This is a genomic window from Pantoea sp. BJ2 (genome assembly GCF_040255075.1).
GTDB lineage: Bacteria > Pseudomonadota > Gammaproteobacteria > Enterobacterales > Enterobacteriaceae > Pantoea > Pantoea leporis.
Map to the genome: position 1 here is coordinate 3,712,664 of NZ_CP158292.1, position 18,491 is coordinate 3,731,154.

Annotated in this window: 17 protein-coding genes; 6 read left to right on the forward strand and 11 right to left on the reverse strand. The window is 55.2% G+C overall.

Annotation, left to right across the window (positions count from 1 at the left end):
* Positions 1 to 53: 53 nt before the first annotated feature.
* The 3 genes from AAF463_RS17125 to AAF463_RS17135 are packed head-to-tail and all read right to left on the reverse strand — an operon-like array spanning position 54 to position 5,916.
* Positions 54 to 407 carry a gamma-glutamylcyclotransferase gene (locus AAF463_RS17125; protein ID WP_101762883.1) on the reverse strand — a complete coding sequence of 118 codons (354 nt, stop codon included), beginning with the start codon at positions 405 to 407 and terminating at the stop codon, positions 54 to 56.
* A gap of 2 nt (positions 408 to 409) precedes the next feature.
* Positions 410 to 4,180: a translocation/assembly module TamB domain-containing protein gene (locus tag AAF463_RS17130; protein WP_350261185.1), complete on the reverse strand. Its 3,771-nt coding sequence runs from the start codon at positions 4,178 to 4,180 to the stop codon at positions 410 to 412.
* Positions 4,177 to 5,916 (reverse strand): autotransporter assembly complex family protein, encoded by a 1,740-nt coding sequence (locus AAF463_RS17135; protein ID WP_192236143.1) that lies wholly within the window; start codon positions 5,914 to 5,916, stop codon positions 4,177 to 4,179. The genes AAF463_RS17130 and AAF463_RS17135 overlap by 4 nt, the downstream gene beginning before the upstream one ends.
* Before the next feature lie 451 nt (positions 5,917 to 6,367).
* Between AAF463_RS17135 and AAF463_RS17140 the strand changes: the two genes are divergently transcribed.
* Positions 6,368 to 7,717, forward strand: coding sequence for a hemolysin family protein (locus tag AAF463_RS17140; RefSeq protein ID WP_101762880.1), 1,350 nt, complete (start codon positions 6,368 to 6,370; stop codon positions 7,715 to 7,717).
* A 64-nt stretch (positions 7,718 to 7,781) separates the two neighbouring features.
* Here the strand turns inward: AAF463_RS17140 and AAF463_RS17145 are convergent, their stop codons facing one another.
* The gene (locus tag AAF463_RS17145) at positions 7,782 to 7,988 is read right to left on the reverse strand and encodes a DUF1107 domain-containing protein (protein WP_007892150.1); all 207 of its coding nucleotides are present in this window, start codon (positions 7,986 to 7,988) and stop codon (positions 7,782 to 7,784) included.
* Positions 7,989 to 8,301: 313 nt separating this feature from the next.
* Between AAF463_RS17145 and AAF463_RS17150 the strand changes: the two genes are divergently transcribed.
* Positions 8,302 to 8,865, forward strand: coding sequence for a YtfJ family protein (locus AAF463_RS17150; protein WP_101762879.1), 564 nt, complete (start codon positions 8,302 to 8,304; stop codon positions 8,863 to 8,865).
* A 97-nt stretch (positions 8,866 to 8,962) separates the two neighbouring features.
* Here the strand turns inward: AAF463_RS17150 and cysQ are convergent, their stop codons facing one another.
* Positions 8,963 to 9,709 (reverse strand): 3'(2'),5'-bisphosphate nucleotidase CysQ, encoded by a 747-nt coding sequence (cysQ, locus tag AAF463_RS17155; RefSeq protein WP_101762878.1) that lies wholly within the window; start codon positions 9,707 to 9,709, stop codon positions 8,963 to 8,965.
* A gap of 293 nt (positions 9,710 to 10,002) precedes the next feature.
* On the opposite strand from cysQ, the gene AAF463_RS17160 reads away from it, so the two are divergent.
* Complete coding sequence (locus AAF463_RS17160; RefSeq protein ID WP_350261186.1) at positions 10,003 to 11,949, forward strand: bifunctional 2',3'-cyclic-nucleotide 2'-phosphodiesterase/3'-nucleotidase; 1,947 nt, start codon at positions 10,003 to 10,005, stop codon at positions 11,947 to 11,949.
* Positions 11,950 to 11,983: 34 nt separating this feature from the next.
* Here the strand turns inward: AAF463_RS17160 and fklB are convergent, their stop codons facing one another.
* Positions 11,984 to 12,604, reverse strand: coding sequence for an FKBP-type peptidyl-prolyl cis-trans isomerase (fklB, locus tag AAF463_RS17165; RefSeq protein WP_008103590.1), 621 nt, complete (start codon positions 12,602 to 12,604; stop codon positions 11,984 to 11,986).
* A gap of 216 nt (positions 12,605 to 12,820) precedes the next feature.
* On the opposite strand from fklB, the gene AAF463_RS17170 reads away from it, so the two are divergent.
* Positions 12,821 to 13,474 (forward strand): LysM-like peptidoglycan-binding domain-containing protein, encoded by a 654-nt coding sequence (locus AAF463_RS17170; RefSeq protein ID WP_158238609.1) that lies wholly within the window; start codon positions 12,821 to 12,823, stop codon positions 13,472 to 13,474.
* A 56-nt stretch (positions 13,475 to 13,530) separates the two neighbouring features.
* Here AAF463_RS17170 and rplI read toward each other — a convergent pair whose 3' ends face one another.
* The 4 genes from rplI to rpsF are packed head-to-tail and all read right to left on the reverse strand — an operon-like array spanning position 13,531 to position 14,971.
* Positions 13,531 to 13,980 carry a 50S ribosomal protein L9 gene (rplI, locus tag AAF463_RS17175; RefSeq protein WP_008103594.1) on the reverse strand — a complete coding sequence of 150 codons (450 nt, stop codon included), beginning with the start codon at positions 13,978 to 13,980 and terminating at the stop codon, positions 13,531 to 13,533.
* A gap of 39 nt (positions 13,981 to 14,019) precedes the next feature.
* Complete coding sequence (gene rpsR / locus AAF463_RS17180) at positions 14,020 to 14,247, reverse strand: 30S ribosomal protein S18 (protein WP_002210155.1); 228 nt, start codon at positions 14,245 to 14,247, stop codon at positions 14,020 to 14,022.
* 4 nt (positions 14,248 to 14,251) lie between these two features.
* Positions 14,252 to 14,569 carry a primosomal replication protein N gene (gene priB / locus AAF463_RS17185; RefSeq protein ID WP_007892027.1) on the reverse strand — a complete coding sequence of 106 codons (318 nt, stop codon included), beginning with the start codon at positions 14,567 to 14,569 and terminating at the stop codon, positions 14,252 to 14,254.
* Positions 14,570 to 14,575: 6 nt separating this feature from the next.
* Complete coding sequence (gene rpsF, locus AAF463_RS17190) at positions 14,576 to 14,971, reverse strand: 30S ribosomal protein S6 (RefSeq protein WP_101762874.1); 396 nt, start codon at positions 14,969 to 14,971, stop codon at positions 14,576 to 14,578.
* 386 nt (positions 14,972 to 15,357) lie between these two features.
* Between rpsF and AAF463_RS17195 the strand changes: the two genes are divergently transcribed.
* Positions 15,358 to 15,567 carry a hypothetical protein gene (locus AAF463_RS17195; protein WP_101762873.1) on the forward strand — a complete coding sequence of 70 codons (210 nt, stop codon included), beginning with the start codon at positions 15,358 to 15,360 and terminating at the stop codon, positions 15,565 to 15,567.
* A 46-nt stretch (positions 15,568 to 15,613) separates the two neighbouring features.
* On the opposite strand, the gene yjfP is transcribed toward AAF463_RS17195, so the two are convergent.
* Positions 15,614 to 16,363, reverse strand: a complete 750-nt coding sequence (gene yjfP / locus AAF463_RS17200) for an esterase (RefSeq protein WP_110867431.1) — start codon at positions 16,361 to 16,363, stop codon at positions 15,614 to 15,616.
* A 158-nt stretch (positions 16,364 to 16,521) separates the two neighbouring features.
* On the opposite strand from yjfP, the gene AAF463_RS17205 reads away from it, so the two are divergent.
* Complete coding sequence (locus tag AAF463_RS17205) at positions 16,522 to 18,453, forward strand: Cache 3/Cache 2 fusion domain-containing protein (protein WP_350261187.1); 1,932 nt, start codon at positions 16,522 to 16,524, stop codon at positions 18,451 to 18,453.
* Positions 18,454 to 18,491 lie beyond the last annotated feature (38 nt).

Below are 18,491 nucleotides of genomic sequence, written 5' to 3' on the forward strand. Positions count from 1 at the left end.
GATTCTTTTCTGCCACGCATAAAAAAACACCGTCCAATGGACGGTGTTTTTATTTATGCCTCTGTTTCGCCATCTCGCCTTAACCAGTCACCGCTCGCGATATGCGTGCGACCCGCAACTGAACGCTGATAGACATACAGCCAGGCACTGCCGTAAGGCGTCTGAATAAGCTGGCGTTTGTATTCGCCATTTTTGGTGCGCAAGGCATCAAGTTCGCCGAGCGTGCTGGCGTCAATGCGATACACCTCGCAATAAACGCTGCCTTCTCCTTCCACCACGCCCGGATAGTGACCCAGATTGTAGAGATCAAACCCCACAATCTGATGGTCGCCGAGCCACTGCGCATTCGTCATCCAATGACTGTTTCCCTGTTTGCGCCGTAAACTGCCATAGACAATTATTCGCATTGCTAAAACTCAAACTGATAGAGCAGATCCAGTGCCTGATCGAGACCCGACACGGCTTCTAAATAGAGTTTGGGCATCAGGCGATAACGCAAGGTTAAGGTCGCCAGTGAATCAAATATGCCAACACCGTATTTTACTTGTAGACCCGGCAACACGTAACCACTCACCTGCACCTGCTGGCTATCGCCTACGCCAGCGGTATCAACCGCGAGATTACTGACACCGAAGGTCTCGCCGATTTTACCCACAACCTGACCACTTTGCGCAACCCCCAATCCCACCAGCGCGGAAGTTAATGCGTTGCTGTCGCCATCGCTGTTGAGTCCCTGACCACGTAACAGGTAAGAAAGCGCTTCCTGCTGTGACATCGCCGGATCGGAGAACACTTCCACTTTCGGCTCATCCGCCAGCCCGGTTACCCGTAATCCGGCGGTGACATCGTCTTCAGTGGCCTCAGGATTACGGATCGCCTCGAGATTGACGTAAGGCTGGTCCGGCGGTCCGGCGAATTGCAGCTCACCTTTACGCACCAGCAGATCCTGACCATAAGCGTGGAAGCGGCCGGATGGGATGTTGATCTGGCCATTCAAGCCGAGGCCGTTTTTATCCTGCACCAGTTTGAGATCGCCATTCAGCCTGGCTTTTAAGCCAAACGCCGAGAGCCGCACATCATTACCGACGTGGATCACCAGATTGCTGTTGATCGGAATCGCCGCCGTTTTCGGCTGAATCGGCTTGAGATTTTGATCCAGCATCACTTCATCAGAGGAGACGCCGGTGGCGCTTTCCGGCACTTCCTGCACGGTAATGCGCGCCCACGGAATATCCACTTTGCCATCGAGGCTGAACGCGGCCGGCGTGGCTTCAAACACCAGATCCGGCGAGACATCCATGCGCACCATTGGCGGCACGGTAACGCGGATGCGGCTACCTTGCGCCGCCACGCGCGCGCGCCAGTTATCCAGCTGGCTCCAGTCGGCGTTACCGCTCAGGTTAAGATTGCCCTGCGCCGTCTGAATCATGCCGTTGAGCGTTGAGCTCATGCCGTTGAACACCATGTTAAGGTTGGCGGCGGTGAGATCGACCGGCATAAAGCTGCCGTCGACATCCACATCGCTCAGCCCCAACTGACCAAACACCTGCGGCTGCTGCAGCGTGCCGCCAAGGCGCAGGTTGCTGTTCAGGTTGCCTTTGATCTTCTCGCCCTGCATCAGCGCCGGATTCAGCATCGCCAGCGAAATATTGCTGATGCCGATGTTGCCCGACAGCTGACGCCGATTCTCAGGATCGGCGATCTGCACATTGCCGCTCAGCTGGCCGTTGTTGACGATATGGATCAACCAATCAAGCTGTGCGCGACCGTTACGCAGCGCCGCATTCAGGTTCAGCGTGTCGAAGGCGATAGGCAAACTGTTGCCCTGCACGTCTTGCTCCACTTTCACGCCGCTGCCTTTCAGCGCTAAGGTGCCGGTTGGCAGCGCGCCGTCGGCGGTCCAGTTAACGCGCGCATCACCACTGAACACACCGTTCAGTTTGGTGGCATCGGTGAGGAACGGTTTGATCATCGCCAAATCGAAGCGATTGAGCACCACATGCGCATGTCCGCTGGCACCGGCTTCAATCGGTTCCGGTACGCACAGCTGCGCGTTCGGGTTCTGCCAGCAGTGCGGCCCAATGGTGGCGGTCTGCTTGCTGTTGAGGTAATCAATCGCCATCGCCCGCGTCAGTCGCCATTCGCCTACCGGCGTGTCGAAACGCGTGTTGTTGAGATTGCCCTGCCAGCGCTCGGTTTTGCGATCAAAGCTGCCGTTCAGCGCCAGCTGACCGGAAACCGGTTCGCCCTGTACCTCGAGCTTCAGCTGATGCTGCTTTTCGTTGCCGTCAGCGTTCAGCGTCAGAAGATTCACTCTCAGCGCATCCTGCTGCAATTGTTCCACACGCAGTTGCAGCTTACCGGCGATCTGATCGCTGGATTTCACATCGCCCTGCAATGCCACACGACGGATCTGCAGCTGCTGCCAGCGCAAACCAGTAGCCGTGAGATCGGCCAGCAGCTGCGGCGCTTGTAAGGTGCCGCGTGCTTTGATGGTGCCTTTGGCGACGCCGCCCAGGCCCGGCAGCGCGTTATCCAGCTTTGGCGCATCAATGCTGGCGTCGAGATTGAGCGTGTCGCCCAGCTCGCCCTTCACGTCCAGATGGTTGCGACCCAGCGCAATGTTAAGGCCGGGCACTTTCCACTGATTGTAGCTGTTGCCGGTCAACGTACCTTTGGCGCTCACCGCGTTCTGCTTAACGTTTCCTTTCAGCTCGAGCTGCGGCACGCTGAGCTGCCAGGTTCCGCCGTACAAGCTGCCGCGCGTGGCAATTTTGCCCTCCAGCTTCGCTGGCCAATCCGGATACTGTTTGGCGGTGTTGATGCCCGAAAGCGTCAATTCGCTGTGCCAGCTAATGGCTTTGCTCCAGTCCACCAGCGCCGTCAGATCGATATTGCCCTGCAGCGCCGCCACGCGCAGCTTATCAAGATTGAACTGCTGCTCGTTGCCTTTGCCGTCCAGCGCAATGCTGGCAGGCGGCACGCCTTCGCCTTTCACCGCAGTGCGCAGCGACATCACGTAATCGGTGGCTTTGCCTTTGAACTGATAATCGAGATTATCCGCCTGATACTGCACCGCGCCGGTGAGCGGCCAGCGCAGCTGCGGGCTGGTGAGTTTTAGCGCCAGCGGCAAACCAGCGACCGCAGGCTGCGTGGTCGCATCCAGCTGCGCACGCACCGGACCGGAAAGATTCAGCCCGAGCTTCAGCTCGTCACGCATCGCGCCTGCAAGGTTCATTTTGATCTTCTCGCCCTTAATTGGGTCGAGATTGAGCGTGCCGTTCAGCGCAAAATTCACCGGCCAGTTATCGGCCAACGTTGCTTCACCGCTGGCGTTCACCTGCCCTTGCGGCGAATCGACATCAAAGGTTTCCAGTTGGAGATGACGATCGGCGGTTTTGGCTTTTAACAGCAGACGCGTGATTGAGATGTCGGTATCGCCGGTGATGCGCAGCTGTTCGCCCAACAGTTCCTGCACGGTGATATCCAGCGGCAGCTGGAAGTCCGGCATATCTGGTAACAGTGGCTTAGCGAACATCGCCTGCAGCGTTTCGCCCAGCGGCTGTTCATCCGGCTGCGGCTGCTGCACTTTTGGCTGCACCACCTGCTCATCCACCACTTTGGCCGCTTTCGGCAGCGCGATCAGCAGGCTTTGGATATGGGTTGGCGTCAGCGTCAGTGCGCGATCCTGCCACTGCAGGCCGCTGGTAAAGTCGAGCAGGGAAATTGCGGTGTCATCCACTTTAACGTTGATGTTATGCAGGCCGACTTTGCTGAGCGTGATGGGATACGGCGTGCTGAGATTGGTGCTGCCGCTTTCCTCTTCCGGCGGCGGGGCGCTGGCCGGTGCCATTTTTTTGCTATCGACCACCACGCTGACATCCTGCAGCGCGATGTCATTGACACACACCGACGAATGCAGCAGGCAGTTGAGATTCAGCGCCAGGTGGAAACGTCCGGCATCCACACTGACGCCCGGCATTTCATACTTCACGCCGCTTAGCGTTAGATCGCGCCAGCCACCTTCCACCTGTTTGATCGACAAACCTGGCACCCAGCGATCGGCGCCTTTCAGCAGCAGATGCAAACCCGGCGTGGTGCCCACCAGAAACGCGATGCTGCCCAACAGCAGCACCAGAAAAATACCGATGCCAATCAGGACCTTTTTCCACAGCTTCATAGTTCAGGCCCCAATCCTACATAAAATTGCAATCCATGCTCCTTGTCGTCGCCAATCGGCCGCGCGATATCAAACTTGATCGGCCCGACCGGAGAAGACCAGCGCACGCCGAAGCCGGCGCCGGTTTTCAGGTTGCTCTGCTTGATGTCGTTGACCGCTTCGCCGGAATCGACGAACACCGCGCCCCACCATTTGCCGGTCACGTTGTATTGATATTCAAGCGAGCCGGTGGCCATTTTCGAGGCGCCGGTCAGCTTGCCGTTATCATCACGTGGCGATACGTCTTTGTATTTGTAACCACGAATACTGCGATCGCCACCGGCGAAGAAGCGCAGATCCGGCGGCACTTTGTCGAAGTCGTTGGTTTCGATCCAGCCCACATTGCCGCGCGCCACAAAGCGATGCTTATCGGCGAGCGTGCGAATCCAGACGTTTTGCGCCTGCATGATGACGAAATCAACGTCCGAACCCCATGTGGTATCCGACACGTCCACCGAGTAGCGCTGCGAATCGCCCCACGTCGGCATCAGACCGCCGCGCGAACGGGTGCGGTTCAGGCTAACGCCCGGATAGAGCAGCATAGTGGTGTTGGTCACGCTGGCCTGGGTAAAGTGATCGAGGCTCCAGCGCAGGTTGATTGCCTTCTGCCAGCCGCTGCTGCTGTCCCAGTTTCGCGACATCGCCAGCGTGGTGGTATCGGCTTTGGTGTCGTTGAGATCGGTACGCTTCACGCCGCCGGAGAAGGTGTAATACTGCTCCAGCGGACTTTTCAGCAGCGGGACTTTGTAGCTGAGATCGAGCTGTTGCTCCGGCGCAGAAACGTAGGCGCTGGCGGCCAGGCTGTGGCCGCTGCTGTTAATCCACGGTTTTTTCCACGTGCCTTTAATGCGCGGCCCGACATCGGTGGAGTAACCGACGCCGGTTTCAATGGTGTTTTCCACGCGTGGCGATACCACCGCATTCAGCGGCAGCACTTTGCTTTGACGACCTTTATCAAACTCAGGCGCGACCACCACCGAGTTGAACCAGCCGGTCGCCGACAAGCGGCGGTTAAGTTCGGCCAGATCGCGCGAGCTGTAGTAATCGCCCTTTTTGAACGGCACCAGATTTTGCAGATAGGCTTCGTCGATTTGCGAGCCCTGGAAACCGACATCACCGAAACGGTAGCGCGGGCCGCTATCGTAATTGATGTCCCAGAAGGCTTCGCGCCGTTCAACCGAAACGCCAAGCTGGCTTTGCTTAAAGTCACCGTCGAAGTAACCATTACGCAATGCCAGGCTGGAGAAGCCGTTTTTAAATTTGTCATAGGCGCCGTGATTCAGCTGTGTACCGACTTTCGGCGTGCCCTGTTTGACCCAGGCTTGGTAATCCTTGTCGGTGCGGGCTTCACCTTCGATCACAATGGTGCTGCCGCCGATCTTGACCGGTTCGCCGGGCTTAACGTGTGCGATCAATACCGGACGACCACCTTGCGGCGGTGCCGGGCGCGATTCAAAATCGATCTCCGGTTCGTAATAACCCAGCGCCCGCAGGCCTTCTTTGATCGCTTCCGCAACGCGCGCGCGGAAACGGCCGTCGTTCGACACCTCGTCACTGCCGATGGTGGACAAGCGTGCCCTGACGTTCTTCTGCAAATCCCCGCTAAGACCGTCCAGCTGCAAGCGCACTTTGGCTGCCTCAACGGCAGGTGCAGCAAGCAACAGGCTGGCCAAACAATAAATATGAAATCGTGGCACACGTACTCCTGTTAATAATGCCGGCCCCTATTCCGCAGGGGCGTTTATTCTCTGGAAGGGTATCACCAGCGCGCGTTTACCCATCAGCATAGCCGCTCTTTCCCCCCCACTGGCGCAAATTCAGCGACAAAGCCAAATTGTGACCTATTGTGGGTAAATGTGCTAAACGATACAACAACCAAGGCGATTCTTGAGCTCGCGAATGACGCTCACTCAGATTAATCCGACCCCCTGATGCGCGCCTATAGCGGCATGATAAGCGCTGCTGCTATAATCAGCGACCAGCAGGCCTCGCCTGCACCCTTTCTGCCCCGACGTTAACCTTATCTTGTCGAAATGGCGCAGACATTTTTGGCACGGATAGCCTGTTTGACTGGCAAGTACCGGACGTACGCCCATTCCCGCGCTGCCCAGGCCAAAAATGACAAGTGATTAACCCAACGGACCTTTTATGCTCGATAGCTTGCTTGTCATTCTTTTACTGATAGTCATCAGTTCATTTTTCTCCCTTTCGGAGATCTCGCTGGCCGCCGCCCGTAAGATCAAACTGAAGCTGCTGGCTGACGAAGGCAATATCAATGCCCAGCGCGTGCTGAAGATGCAGGAACAACCTGGCATGTTCTTCACCGTAGTGCAGATTGGCCTGAATGCCGTGGCGATCCTCGGCGGTATCGTCGGCGATGCGGCGTTTTCGCCCGCCTTTAATAGCTTATTCAGCCGCATCATGGCACCCGAATTGGCTGAACAGCTCAGTTTTATCTGCTCCTTCACCATCGTGACCAGCCTGTTCATTCTGTTTGCTGACCTGACGCCAAAACGCGTCGGCATGATTGCACCGGAAGCCGTAGCGTTGCGCATTATCAACCCGATGCGCTTCTGTCTGGTGGTGCTGCGTCCGCTGGTGTGGCTGTTCAACGGCCTGGCGAACGTCTTCTTCCGTCTGTTCAAACTGCCGATGGTGCGTAAAGACGACATCACCTCCGACGATATCTATGCGGTGGTGGAAGCCGGTGCGCTGGCGGGCGTGCTGCGTAAGCAGGAACATGAGCTGATTGAGAACGTGTTTGAGCTGGAATCGCGTACCGTGCCGTCATCAATGACCTCGCGCGAGAACGTGGTGTGGTTCGATTTACACGAAGATGAAACCACGCTGAAAACCAAAATCGCCCAGCATCCGCACTCGAAATTCATCGTCTGCGATGGCGATATCGACCACATCGTCGGCTATGTCGATTCCAAAGAGCTGCTGCTGCGTGTACTCGGCAATCAAAGCCTGACGCTGAACAGCGGCGTACAGATTCGTTCAGCGCTGATTGTGCCGGATACGCTGACGCTTTCTGAAGCGCTGGAGAGCTTCAAAACCGCTGGTGAAGACTTCGCGGTGATCATGAACGAATACGCGCTGGTGGTGGGCATCATTACGCTGAATGATGTGATGACCACGTTGATGGGCGATTTGGTGGGTCAAGGTCAGGAAGAGCAGATTGTCGCGCGCGATGAGAACTCATGGCTGGTCGAAGGCGGCACGCCAATTGATGACGTGATGCGCGTGCTGGATATCGATGATTTCCCGCAGTCTGGCAATTATGAAACCATCGGCGGCTTCATGATGTACATGCTGCGCAAGATTCCGAAGCGTACCGACTTTGTGAAGTTTTCCGGCTACAAGTTTGAAGTGGTGGATATTGATAGCTACCGTATCGACCAGCTGCTGGTTACGCGTATTGATGAACGCCCGCCGGTGCTGAATGTGAACAAAAATACGGTGGATGAATCTGAGTCGTCCCAGGATCGCAATTGATGGCGACAAGCCAACAACCGCACTAAAAACTGAGGGCGCCATCGGCGCCCTTTCTTATGCTTACTTAGTTGTACTCGGCTTGCAGCCGCAGCACCTGGCGATTGATTTCTGACATCACGCTGAGATGCTGTTTATCTTTGACACGCGGCAACATCACTTTGCCCTTATCAAACTCGAACGCGCCCACGTCCTTGATGTACAACCTTCCTCTAAATAGCGTTTTGACATATTTCGCAATTTGCAGCGGATTATAGCGCTGGAAGATCTTCATGCTGTTTAACTCCTAAAATGTTTAATACGCTCCGTCGTCACCAAATTTGGTACGAACCCGTGAAGCGCAAATGAGGCATAACTATAGAGCATCCTTTCTTAGCCGTGTTCCGAAAAGGTGAATTATTTACTGAATTGACACATCATTACAGAATACTCTGTTATCAGCCTCACTAAACCCAGTATAAACCTTCACTCATTATGGAATTGTGGCATAGGTTGCAAACCTGTTAACTCATTGCGACAGACGCATCATCCACGCCTAATATTGCAGGAACATGAACAACTGGTCGGATCACCAAGGAGAGTAATAAATGCGTTTGAGACACACTGTGATAGCACTGGCACTCTTGCTGCCGGGCCTGGCTGCGGCACATGCCTTCAAACTGGGTGAACGCGTGCCAGCCGTTGGCGTTAACGACAAAGGAGAGCTGGTTTATCAACAAGATGAAGATAAGTTTAGCTACAAATCCTGGAATAGCGCGCAGCTAAGCGGAAAAGTTCGCGTTATCCTGCATATTGCCGGGCGCTCTTCTGCTAAAGAGCAGAATGCGGCGTTAATTGAAGCCATCAAAGCTGCGCATCTGCCGCACGATCGTTATCAAACCACAACTATCGTCAATACCGACGATGCGATTCCGGGCACCGGCATGTTCGTGCGCAGCAGCCTTGAGAGCAATAAGCAGCAGTTTCCATGGTCGCAGTTTATCGTCGATAGCAATGGCAGCGCGCGTCAGGCCTGGCAGTTGGAGAAAGGCGGATCCGCAATTGTGGTGCTGGATAACACCGCACATGTGCGCTACGTCAAAGATGGTCCGCTGACGCAGGACGAAGTGCAGCAGGCGATGAAGTTAATTCACGAGTTGTTGCAGAAGTAAACGGAAGTTGCCGTGGACGGCCAATACGAATGCATCCAGGCATTGCACATTCTTTAGCGGCGCGATTTATTGCGTACTAAATTGCGCCGCTGAAAGCTTAAAACAATGAAACGCGGAAACCGGGATTGAGGAACGATTCGCGTGGGGTGTAATCGAGGGTTTTGCCCTGCCAATCGTGGACATGCGCACCGGCGGCAATCGCCACCGCATGGCCTGCGCCGGTATCCCAGATGTTAGTGGGCCCGAAGCGCGGATAGAGTTGCGCGCTGCCTTCAGCTACCAGACAGAACTTCAGCGATGAACCAATCGCGGTGGTTTGATGCTCGCCGAGCTGGTGCAAATACTCCTGCAACTCGGTATCGCTCTCAAAATGCGAACGGCTAACCACCACTAACGGTGGACGCGCTTCACGCGCATGAATCTGCGTCTGCTGGCCGTTCTCTTCCTTCCAGGCTTTACCTTCAGCCGCCGAGTACATCACGCCTAGCACGGGCGCATACACCACGCCCAATACCGGTTTGCCATTTTCGATCAGCGCAATGTTGACCGTAAACTCGCCGTTGCGCTTGATGAACTCTTTGGTGCCATCGAGCGGATCGACCAGCCAGTATTTCTGCCAGTGCTGACGCACGTCCCAGCTCGGGGGATCCTCTTCAGATAGCACCGGCACCCCCGGCGAAAGCGCCGTCAGACCTTGCACAATCACGCGATGCGCCGCGAGATCGGCCGCGGTGACCGGAGAATCATCCGACTTACGGGTCACGTCAACCGGCTCTGCGCCGTTATATACCTGCATAATGGCATCGCCCGCATCACGCGCCAGCTGACAAATTTTATCTAACATTCTTTACCTCTTTTCCGCTGATTCTGCCTGTCAGACACCAACTGCCAATCTGTCCTTATTTTAGCAGTTGTCATTCAACAGCCTGCGACTGTGCTGTCTGCTACGGCAATCTATTTGAATATCAATACCATAGTTCACCATCGGCGGCTATGGCGGGATGCTGAATGCGCTTTTAGCGCGGCCCGGCGGGAGATATTGGATGAAAGTCCGAGCTTCATCACAAATTGAAATGATAATTCGTCATGGTTTTACATTATTTTGAGAGGCCTATTGGACCGAACAAGGAGCAAGCGATGTTCAAAGCGAGCATGTCGTTATTGGCATTCTGTATAACTGCCGCCACGGTAAAGGCTGCTACGGTGGATCTGCGCATTCTGGAAACCACCGATCTGCACAGCAACATGATGGATTTCGATTATTACAAAGATACGCCGACGGAGAAATTTGGCCTGGTACGCACCGCCACCTTAATTCAGCAGGCCCGCGCGCAAGCGAAGAACAGCGTGCTGGTCGATAACGGCGATATCATTCAGGGCAGTCCGCTGGGCGATTACATGGCGGCGAGAGGGCTCAAACCGGGCGAAGTTCATCCGGTATATAAGGCGATGAATACGCTGGATTACGCGGTCGGAAACCTCGGTAATCATGAGTTCAATTACGGTTTACCTTATCTGCAAAAAGCGCTGGCCGGCGCGCGTTTCCCTTACGTCAACGCCAACATTATCGATGAAAAGAGCGGAAAACCGCTGTTTACGCCCTACTTAATCAAGGAAACCACCGTTACAGACCGTGACGGTAAGCCGCATACGCTGAAAATTGGTTACATCGGCTTCGTTCCCCCGCAGATTATGGTTTGGGATCGCAACAATCTGCAGGGAAAAGTGCGGGTTGATGTCATCACTGAAACAGCGAAGCGCTATGTGCCGGAAATGCGCGCAAAAGGTGCTGAAATAATCATCGCTATTCCGCACTCCGGTTTGAGCAGTGAACCCTACCATGCCATGGCCGAAAATTCGGTCTATTACCTCAGCCAGGTTGCTGGCATCAACGCCATCATGTTCGGTCACGCTCACGCGGTCTTCCCGAGCAAAGAGTTTGCGGCAATTAAAGGCGCTGATATCGCTCAAGGCACACTTAACGGTATTCCGGCGGTGATGCCCGGTATGTGGGGCGATCATCTGGGTGTGGTCGACCTGGTGCTGAATAACGAGGGCGGCAAATGGCAGGTTGCGCAGGGCAAAGCCGAGGCACGTCCAATTTATGACAGCGCGGCGAAAAAATCGCTGGCTGCCGAAGATGCCGATCTGGTGAAAGTGCTGGAGCAGGATCACCGCGCCACGCGCGATTTTGTTGCCAAACCGATCGGTAAATCCGCCGACGTGATGTACAGCTACTTGTCGCTGGTGCAGGACGATCCCACGGTGCAGATCGTTAACAACGCGCAGCGCGCTTACGTCGAGCACTTTATTCAGGGCGATCCTGATCTTGGCCGCTTGCCGGTGCTCTCCGCCGCCGCGCCGTTTAAAGCTGGCGGCCGCAAAAACGATCCCGCCAGCTATGTCGAAGTAGAGAAGGGTAACCTCACTTTCCGTAACGCCGCCGATCTCTATCTCTATCCCAATACGCTGGTGGTGATGAAAGTCAGCGGTGCACAGGTGAAAGAGTGGCTGGAGTGTTCAGCCGCGCAGTTTAATCAAATCGATCCGCACAGCAGCAAACCGCAAGCGCTGATTAACTGGGATTTCCGTACCTATAACTTCGATGTGATCGATGGCGTGCAGTATCAAATCGATGTCACGCAGCCGGCGCGCTATGACGCAGAGTGCTCGCTGATCAACAAGGGGGCTTCGCGCATTAAGGATCTCACATGGCAAGGCAAACCTATTGATCCTCAGGCCCGTTTCCTGGTCGCCACCAATAACTATCGCGCTTATGGCGGCAAGTTTGCCGGCACCGGCGATAAGTATGTCGCCTTCGCGTCGCCGGATGAGAACCGCTCGGTGGTTGCCGCCTATATCAGCAGCGAAACCAAAGCGCATGGCGAAGTGAAACCGCAGGCCGATCACAACTGGCGTTTAGCGCCGATTAACAGCAGCACGCCGCTGGATATCCGTTTTGAGACCGCGCCTGGCGCGAAAGCAACGAAGTTTATCGAGCAGCACGCCGATTACCCGATGAAAGCGGTGGGCAGCGATGAGATAGGTTTTGCGTTGTGGCAGGTGGATTTGCAGAAGAAATGATGAATAAGGGCGGCGATGGCCGCCCTTTTGCGACTTACAGAATTTCCAGCAGCTCAACTTCGAAGATCAGGGTGCTGAATGGCGGGATGGAGGCGCCAGCACCGCGTTCGCCGTAAGCGAGGTTGTGTGGAATCGCCAGTTCCCACTTCGAACCGACCGGCATCAGCGTCAGCGCTTCGATCCAACCGGCGATTACGCCGCTAACCGGGAATTCTGCGGGTTCGCCACGCGCGACTGAGCTGTCGAATACCGTGCCATCGATCAGTTTGCCGGTGTAATGCACGCGCACACGATCCTGACGTGAAGGAATTGGACCTTCGCCCTGCGTGATGACGCTGAACTGCAGACCGGTTTCGGTGCTGCTTACGCCTTCGCGTTGTGCGTTCTGCTCAAGGAAAGTCTGACCTTCTGCCGCCATCGCTTCTACACGCTCACGACGCACGCCTTCAGCGCGCTCGTGCACTTCCCGCAGTGCGCGATGTACCACGTCAACCGGGACGGCCGGTGAGTTCCCTTCCAGCGCGTCGCGCAGGCCGGCGAGCAGTGCTTCTGGCTGCAGACCCTGCAGTCCAGACTCTTGCAGCTGCTGGCCTACCTGTAAACCGATACCGTAACTTGCTTGTGATTCGACGCTGTCGAATGAAGGGGTCGTCATCTTGATTCCTTAATCCCGGAGAAAAATAGAACCGGCAGCATACCAGCGCGGGCGGCTGGCGTAAAATCTCACGCGCCGCAGATGACATTTCCCGGCGAAACGGAAACAATACAGCGGTCAAATTTTTCAATGCTGCCAGGCACTTCCTGTCAGCATTGCTCATACTATAGCTGTGGCGAGGTTTTCACCCGCCACCGTCGGAACAAGAGAGAATACATGGGCCAGATCGCCCCACGACGTCGCAGGACGCGCGCACCGCGTACTTTATTACCTTGGTTGCAACGTTGGCTGCCGCGCATTCCGCGCCAGGCCGCCAGCGAGGAGGATTCACGAATGGCTTCCGATCACCCTTCCCGCGTTCCCGCCGCACTACAGCGCGTCTGGCATTTGCTGGATGATGTGCGCTGGATGGATCCGCTACCCGCTTTGCATCGTCGCGGCATCGTCATTGCCCTGCTGGTGCTGCTGCTGGCGTTTCTCTGGCCGAGCAGCACGCCGCAATATCCGGTTGAGCGTCCGGCGGACACTGGCGCTAAAGAAGTGCCGATGCAGGCGGAGATTTACGACAATAATCAACAGCAAAACACGCCGGCGAAAACCGATTCGCAGGGCGAGTGGCGCACCTATAATGTGGCATCAGGCCAGACACTGGCACAGCTGTTCCGCGACAATAATTTGCCGGTGAATGATGTGTTTGCCATGGCGCGAGTCGAAGGTGATGGGCAGCCGCTGAGTGCGTTACAGAATGGTCAGCAGGTGAAGATTCGTCAGAACGCGCAAGGCGTGGTGACCGGTTTAACGGTCGATGGCAGCAACGGTCCGGTGCTGTTTACACGCCAGCCAGATGGCAGCTTTATCCGCGCTCAGTAAAACGCAGAAACAAAAACGCCGGCACATGGCCGGCGTTTTCGCATTACTGAGTGAACTTACTCAGCAACTACATTCACAACCAGTTTAGCGAAGACTTCGCTATGGATCTGGAAGTCAACTTCGTGCTCACCGGTGGTGCGCAGTACGCCTTCTGGAAGACGAACTTCGCTTTTAGCCACTTCAACGCCAGCTGCAGTTACTGCATCAGCGATGTCACGGGTACCGATGGAACCGAACAGCTTACCAGCGTCGCCTGATTTAGACGCGATGGTTACGTTGCCAAGTGCGTTGATTTTCTCTGCACGTGCGTTAGCAGCAGCCAGAACGTCAGCCAGTTTGGCTTCCAGTTCAGCGCGACGTGTTTCGAAGAACTCAACGTTTTTCTTGGTAGCAGGAACAGCTTTACCCTGTGGAACCAGGAAGTTACGAGCGTAGCCCGCTTTAACGTTAACCTGATCACCCAGGCTGCCCAGGTTTGCTACTTTATCAAGCAGAATAACTTGCATTACCTTATCCTCTTAAAGTCGTTAATGGACAACTACCGATTACTGATGACGATCAGTGTACGGAAGCAGGGACAGGTAGCGAGCGCGCTTGATGCAACGAGCGAGCTGGCGCTGGTATTTTGCACGAGTACCGGTAATACGGCTCGGGACAATTTTACCGCTTTCGGTAATGTAGTTTTTCAGTGTAGCGATATCTTTGTAATCAATCTCTACAACGCCTTCCGCGGTGAAACGGCAGAACTTGCGACGACGGAAATAACGTGCCATTTGGCTAGTCTCCAGAATCTATCAAATCAATCTGCTCGGCATGTAACACCATTCTGCTCTGACCATTGCGTGCCTGATGGCAGCTAATAAAGCCTTCGAGAGTGAGTTGCGTGCCGACCGTTATATGTTGAGTAATCACCTGATGGGTGCTGCCGCTGATAATCACCGGCATTTGACACCAGGCTTGCCGGTGGAAACCGGCTTCCTCTTGCACAGAACGATGCTCAAGCACGAACTGGCAATGAGGAATCCCTGACGGACTGACTTTTCGAACCGGCGTCTTGCACACAGTGCCAGACAGGCGCAGCCGATTTGCCGTCATGTCGGATTACTCTTCAGAATCCCCAGCATCTGAGTCATCAGCCGATTCGTTAGCAAAGTCTTCGCGGCGATCACGACGCTCGTCTTTAGCTTTAACCATCGGAGATGCTTCAGTTACCGCGTGCTTAACGCGCATAACCATGCTGCGGATAACGGCGTCGTTGAAGCGGAAGTTAGTTTCCAGCTCGTCAATCACTTCCTGCGGCGCTTCTACGTTCATCAGAACATAGTGAGCTTTGTGCAGTTTGTTGATTGGGTAAGCCAGCTGACGGCGGCCCCAGTCTTCCAGACGGTGAATCGTGCCCTGTGCACCGGTGATAGCACCAGTGTAACGCTCGATCATACCTGGAACCTGTTCGCTCTGGTCAGGGTGGACCATAAATACGATTTCGTAATGACGCATCGATAGCTCCTTACGGATTATTCAGCCTCCTGTCAGGGTCAGCTGCGGCCCACGGAAGCAAGGAACGTTATAGGTTGCGAATCATTTAAAAAATGAAACACACCTCTGAATGCAGCTGAAAAATTGACGCGTAATCATACTGGCGTCCTTGCGGAAACTCAAGCGCACAATTCATCAAATGGCGACTATCGTGTCAGCTGATGCGGTTTTTTGTGCTAAGTGAGATGCATCAGTGAGTTAGATAGCGTTTTATCAAATTCTCTGAAGAAGGCGTTCATAGGGACGATCTGGCGGCAAATTGGTTAAGAACTATACTGTTTACAGGCGCAACGAATTCCGCTTTTCGCCGCGTCTGAGAGTGCAATCCCTGGAGTGAGGAGTCGATAATGAAAACGATCATTTTCGCCACTTTACTGGGTCTCTTCCTGTCTACACCCGCTCTTGCCAGCTCCGCTGACTTCGCGCAGCAGATGAGAAGTCACAGCAGCAACGCGGCATCAGGCTATGTCTACGTCAATCGGCTGGATGCGCCTGCAAGCAGTAACCCAGTCAGTGCCAATACCAGCGCCGCCGAACGGTTGTCATCACAACTCTGATTCGGCAACCTAAACGGGCTGGCGCCAATCACGCCAACCCGCATTTTTATAAATGATGTTTAAAGAAACTGACCAGCGCCGTCAGGGCCGCAGGCGTGATTTTATGGCCGATGTTTTTTTCAGATAGCGTGGTCACATGGTGATCGAGTTCTGCCTCGCCTAAGGCTTTCTGCAAACGCGCCGTTTCAGCAAAGGGCACCACTTCATCCGCTTCGCCGTGCCACAACAGCAAAGGTCGATTCGCCAGTTTCTCCAGCTGTTCGCTGGGATCGTAAGGCGCCAGCGGTGCTAAACGCGCGGCAAAAGCCTCTTTCTGCTCTGGCGTGCGCGCCACCAGCGGCGGAAACAGCGTATGACTCAGCTGCATGAAATAGCCGGAACCCATCAAACACGCCACGCTGTGAATCTGTGGATAGCGTGCCATCGCGCCCAGCGCGGTCATGCCGCCCATCGAGGCGCCAGCCACGGCAAAACGTTCATCCGCAATCCAGTCGTTATCGCGCAGCGCCTTTTCCAGCAACGGCACTTCATCGATGTTCTGTTTAAGGATCTCCCAGAAGTGGGTCATCCGCGCGTCGGTATCACCGTTGTAACGTGCGCCGTGCATGTCCGCATCGGGCATGATCACGCGGAAACCAGCCTGCGCCAGCGCCACGGCAAAGTAGCTGTAAACCTCTTTCGATGAGGTAAAACCGTGATAGAACAACACCGTCGGCAAACGCGCCTGGCGCTGCCCGGCCGGTGATGCGTGGATACATTCAATGCCTGCCAGATTCTCCGTTGCCAACTCAATCATACCGCCTCCATTGAGAATGATTATCACTGGACTCAGTGTAAGCGCTGCCTGACAAAATGCGAGCCACTTCACATTAAGTTTGAATAATTTCTGCCCTAAACATTTAGCCCACTTTGCCGTTGATCTTGTACCCCTTCAATAATCTCAAAAGGTACTTTATGAAGCGTCTTTCTCTCAGCGCCATGGGTCTCGGAATCAAGCTGTCTGTATTGACGTCTTTGAGCGTGGCAATTGTGCTATTTACGCTGACCTTGACCCTGAGCCATAACGCGGCACGTCAGCTGGAGCAGCTGGCAACCGATGATATGCAGAATCAGGTGCAAGGCATTAATGAAATGGCCACCATGTTCAACGCCACGCTGTCGGAAGAGGTGGCAAATTACACCAAACTGTTCCAAAGCTTCCTGCCAAAACGTTTTAGTCGTGACGACAGCGAACGTGTGCAGGTAGGTGAATTCAGCACGCCAACGCTGCGAGCGGGATTGAAAACCCTCAACCTCGATCAGATCGCGGTAGATGATTTTCTCGATCGTACTGGTGCGGTATCCACCATCTTCGTGCGTGACGGCGAAGATTACATCCGCATCGCCACCTCGCTGAAAAAAGAGGATGGCAGCCGCGCGGTGGGCACCAAACTGGATCGCAGCAGCGCCGCCTGGCGCAGCGTCAATCAGGGCACGGTCTATCGCGGACTGGCGACGCTGTTCGGCCATCGTTACATCACGCAGTATCAGCCGGTGCAGGACAGCAGCGGCGCGGTGATCGCTATTCTGTTCGTCGGGGTACAGATCGACGCGCAGTACGCGCTGATGCGTGACAAAGTGCTGGCGCGCCATCTTGGTGACAGCGGCACCTTCTCGGTGTTGAATGGGACGCCGGTCAGCAGCCAGGGCCAATATCTGTTTGATCGTCACGCTGAAGGCAAACTGCCGCGCTGGGATAACGCCACGCAGCAGCAACTGCTTAGCCAGCCGAAGGGATTGGTGACGGTTGAGCTGGATGGCGAAACCAAACTGCTGGCGTGGCAGCAGCTGCCGGGCTGGAACTGGATCATCGCCGGTGAAGTGAGCCGTGCCAGCCTGCTGGCGCCAATCACGCACAGCCGTAACCTGTTTATGGCGATTGGCCTGGCGCTGGTGATCGCGTTTGCCATTGGCTTTATGTGGTACAGCCGCCGCGCCATCACGCGTCCGCTGCAGCAAGTGATCCATCTGGCAGAACAGTACGCCGCTGGTAATCTGCAGGCACATCTCGACTCTTCACGTCGTGATGAGATTGGTCAGCTGGTCAGCGCGATCAACGGCATTGGCGATGGACTGGAGAAAGTCGTCAGTCAGGTACGTTCGGCGGCGCGGGAAATCAGCAGCGGCACCGATACCATCGCCGCCAGCAGCTCCAGCATCAGCGAGCAGATTGGCCGTCAGGCCAGCAGCGTGGAGGAAACCTCGGCCAGCATGGAGCAGTTTGGCGCCACCGTGGCACAAACCGCTGCCAACGTGCGGCAGGCGATGGCGCTGGTCGGTGAAGCGGCTAATACCGTGAATCACGGCGGCAGCACCGTGGCACGTTCGGTGGAAACCATGTCGGAGATTCGCGTGGCGTCGCAGAGCATCGCCGATATCACCCATGTGATTGAGTCGATCGCCTTCCAGACCAACATTCTGGCGCTCAATGCCGCGGTTGAAGCCGCTCGCGCCGGTGAACACGGTAAAGGCTTTGCGGTGGTCGCGGCGGAAGTGCGCGCGCTGGCACAGCGCAGTGCTACGGCAGCCAAAGAGATTGATGGATTGATTGCCAGCTCCATCGATAAAGTGGCGGCCGGCCATACGTTATCTGAGCAGACGCGCGATGCGATGAGCCATATCGTCAATCACATCGAGCAGGTTAAAACGCTGATGGGTGAAATCAATATTGCCGCGCAGGAACAGGCGGCGGGCATTGGTCAGGTGAATCTGGCTATGAATCACATCAGCCAGGCCACGCATCAAAGCAGCGATATGATTAACCAGTCAGAAACCACCGCCAATCATCTGAGTAAGAAAGGGCATCATCTGACGCAGCTGGTGAGCATTTTTCATCTGAAGGACTAAAAGCCACAGGAAGATGGCTTACACTTGAGCCATCTTCC

Excerpts from the sequence above, each read along its gene's own strand:
- rpsF (WP_101762874.1), bottom strand. The coding sequence starts at position 14,971 with ATGCGTCATTACGAAATCGTATTTATGGTCCACCCTGACCAGAGCGAA.
- AAF463_RS17145 (WP_007892150.1), bottom strand. The coding sequence starts at position 7,988 with ATGAAGATCTTCCAGCGCTATAATCCGCTGCAAATTGCGAAATATGTC.
- AAF463_RS17160 (WP_350261186.1), top strand. The coding sequence starts at position 10,003 with ATGTTCAAAGCGAGCATGTCGTTATTGGCATTCTGTATAACTGCCGCC.
- cysQ (WP_101762878.1), bottom strand. The coding sequence starts at position 9,709 with ATGTTAGATAAAATTTGTCAGCTGGCGCGTGATGCGGGCGATGCCATT.
- AAF463_RS17150 (WP_101762879.1), top strand. The coding sequence starts at position 8,302 with ATGCGTTTGAGACACACTGTGATAGCACTGGCACTCTTGCTGCCGGGC.
- yjfP (WP_110867431.1), bottom strand. The coding sequence starts at position 16,363 with ATGATTGAGTTGGCAACGGAGAATCTGGCAGGCATTGAATGTATCCAC.
- fklB (WP_008103590.1), bottom strand. The coding sequence starts at position 12,604 with ATGACGACCCCTTCATTCGACAGCGTCGAATCACAAGCAAGTTACGGT.
- AAF463_RS17125 (WP_101762883.1), bottom strand. The coding sequence starts at position 407 with ATGCGAATAATTGTCTATGGCAGTTTACGGCGCAAACAGGGAAACAGT.
- rpsR (WP_002210155.1), bottom strand. The coding sequence starts at position 14,247 with ATGGCACGTTATTTCCGTCGTCGCAAGTTCTGCCGTTTCACCGCGGAA.
- rplI (WP_008103594.1), bottom strand. The coding sequence starts at position 13,980 with ATGCAAGTTATTCTGCTTGATAAAGTAGCAAACCTGGGCAGCCTGGGT.
- AAF463_RS17130 (WP_350261185.1), bottom strand. The coding sequence starts at position 4,180 with ATGAAGCTGTGGAAAAAGGTCCTGATTGGCATCGGTATTTTTCTGGTG.
- priB (WP_007892027.1), bottom strand. The coding sequence starts at position 14,569 with ATGACGGCAAATCGGCTGCGCCTGTCTGGCACTGTGTGCAAGACGCCG.
- AAF463_RS17140 (WP_101762880.1), top strand. The coding sequence starts at position 6,368 with ATGCTCGATAGCTTGCTTGTCATTCTTTTACTGATAGTCATCAGTTCA.
- AAF463_RS17170 (WP_158238609.1), top strand. The coding sequence starts at position 12,821 with ATGGGCCAGATCGCCCCACGACGTCGCAGGACGCGCGCACCGCGTACT.
- AAF463_RS17205 (WP_350261187.1), top strand. The coding sequence starts at position 16,522 with ATGAAGCGTCTTTCTCTCAGCGCCATGGGTCTCGGAATCAAGCTGTCT.
- AAF463_RS17195 (WP_101762873.1), top strand. The coding sequence starts at position 15,358 with ATGAAAACGATCATTTTCGCCACTTTACTGGGTCTCTTCCTGTCTACA.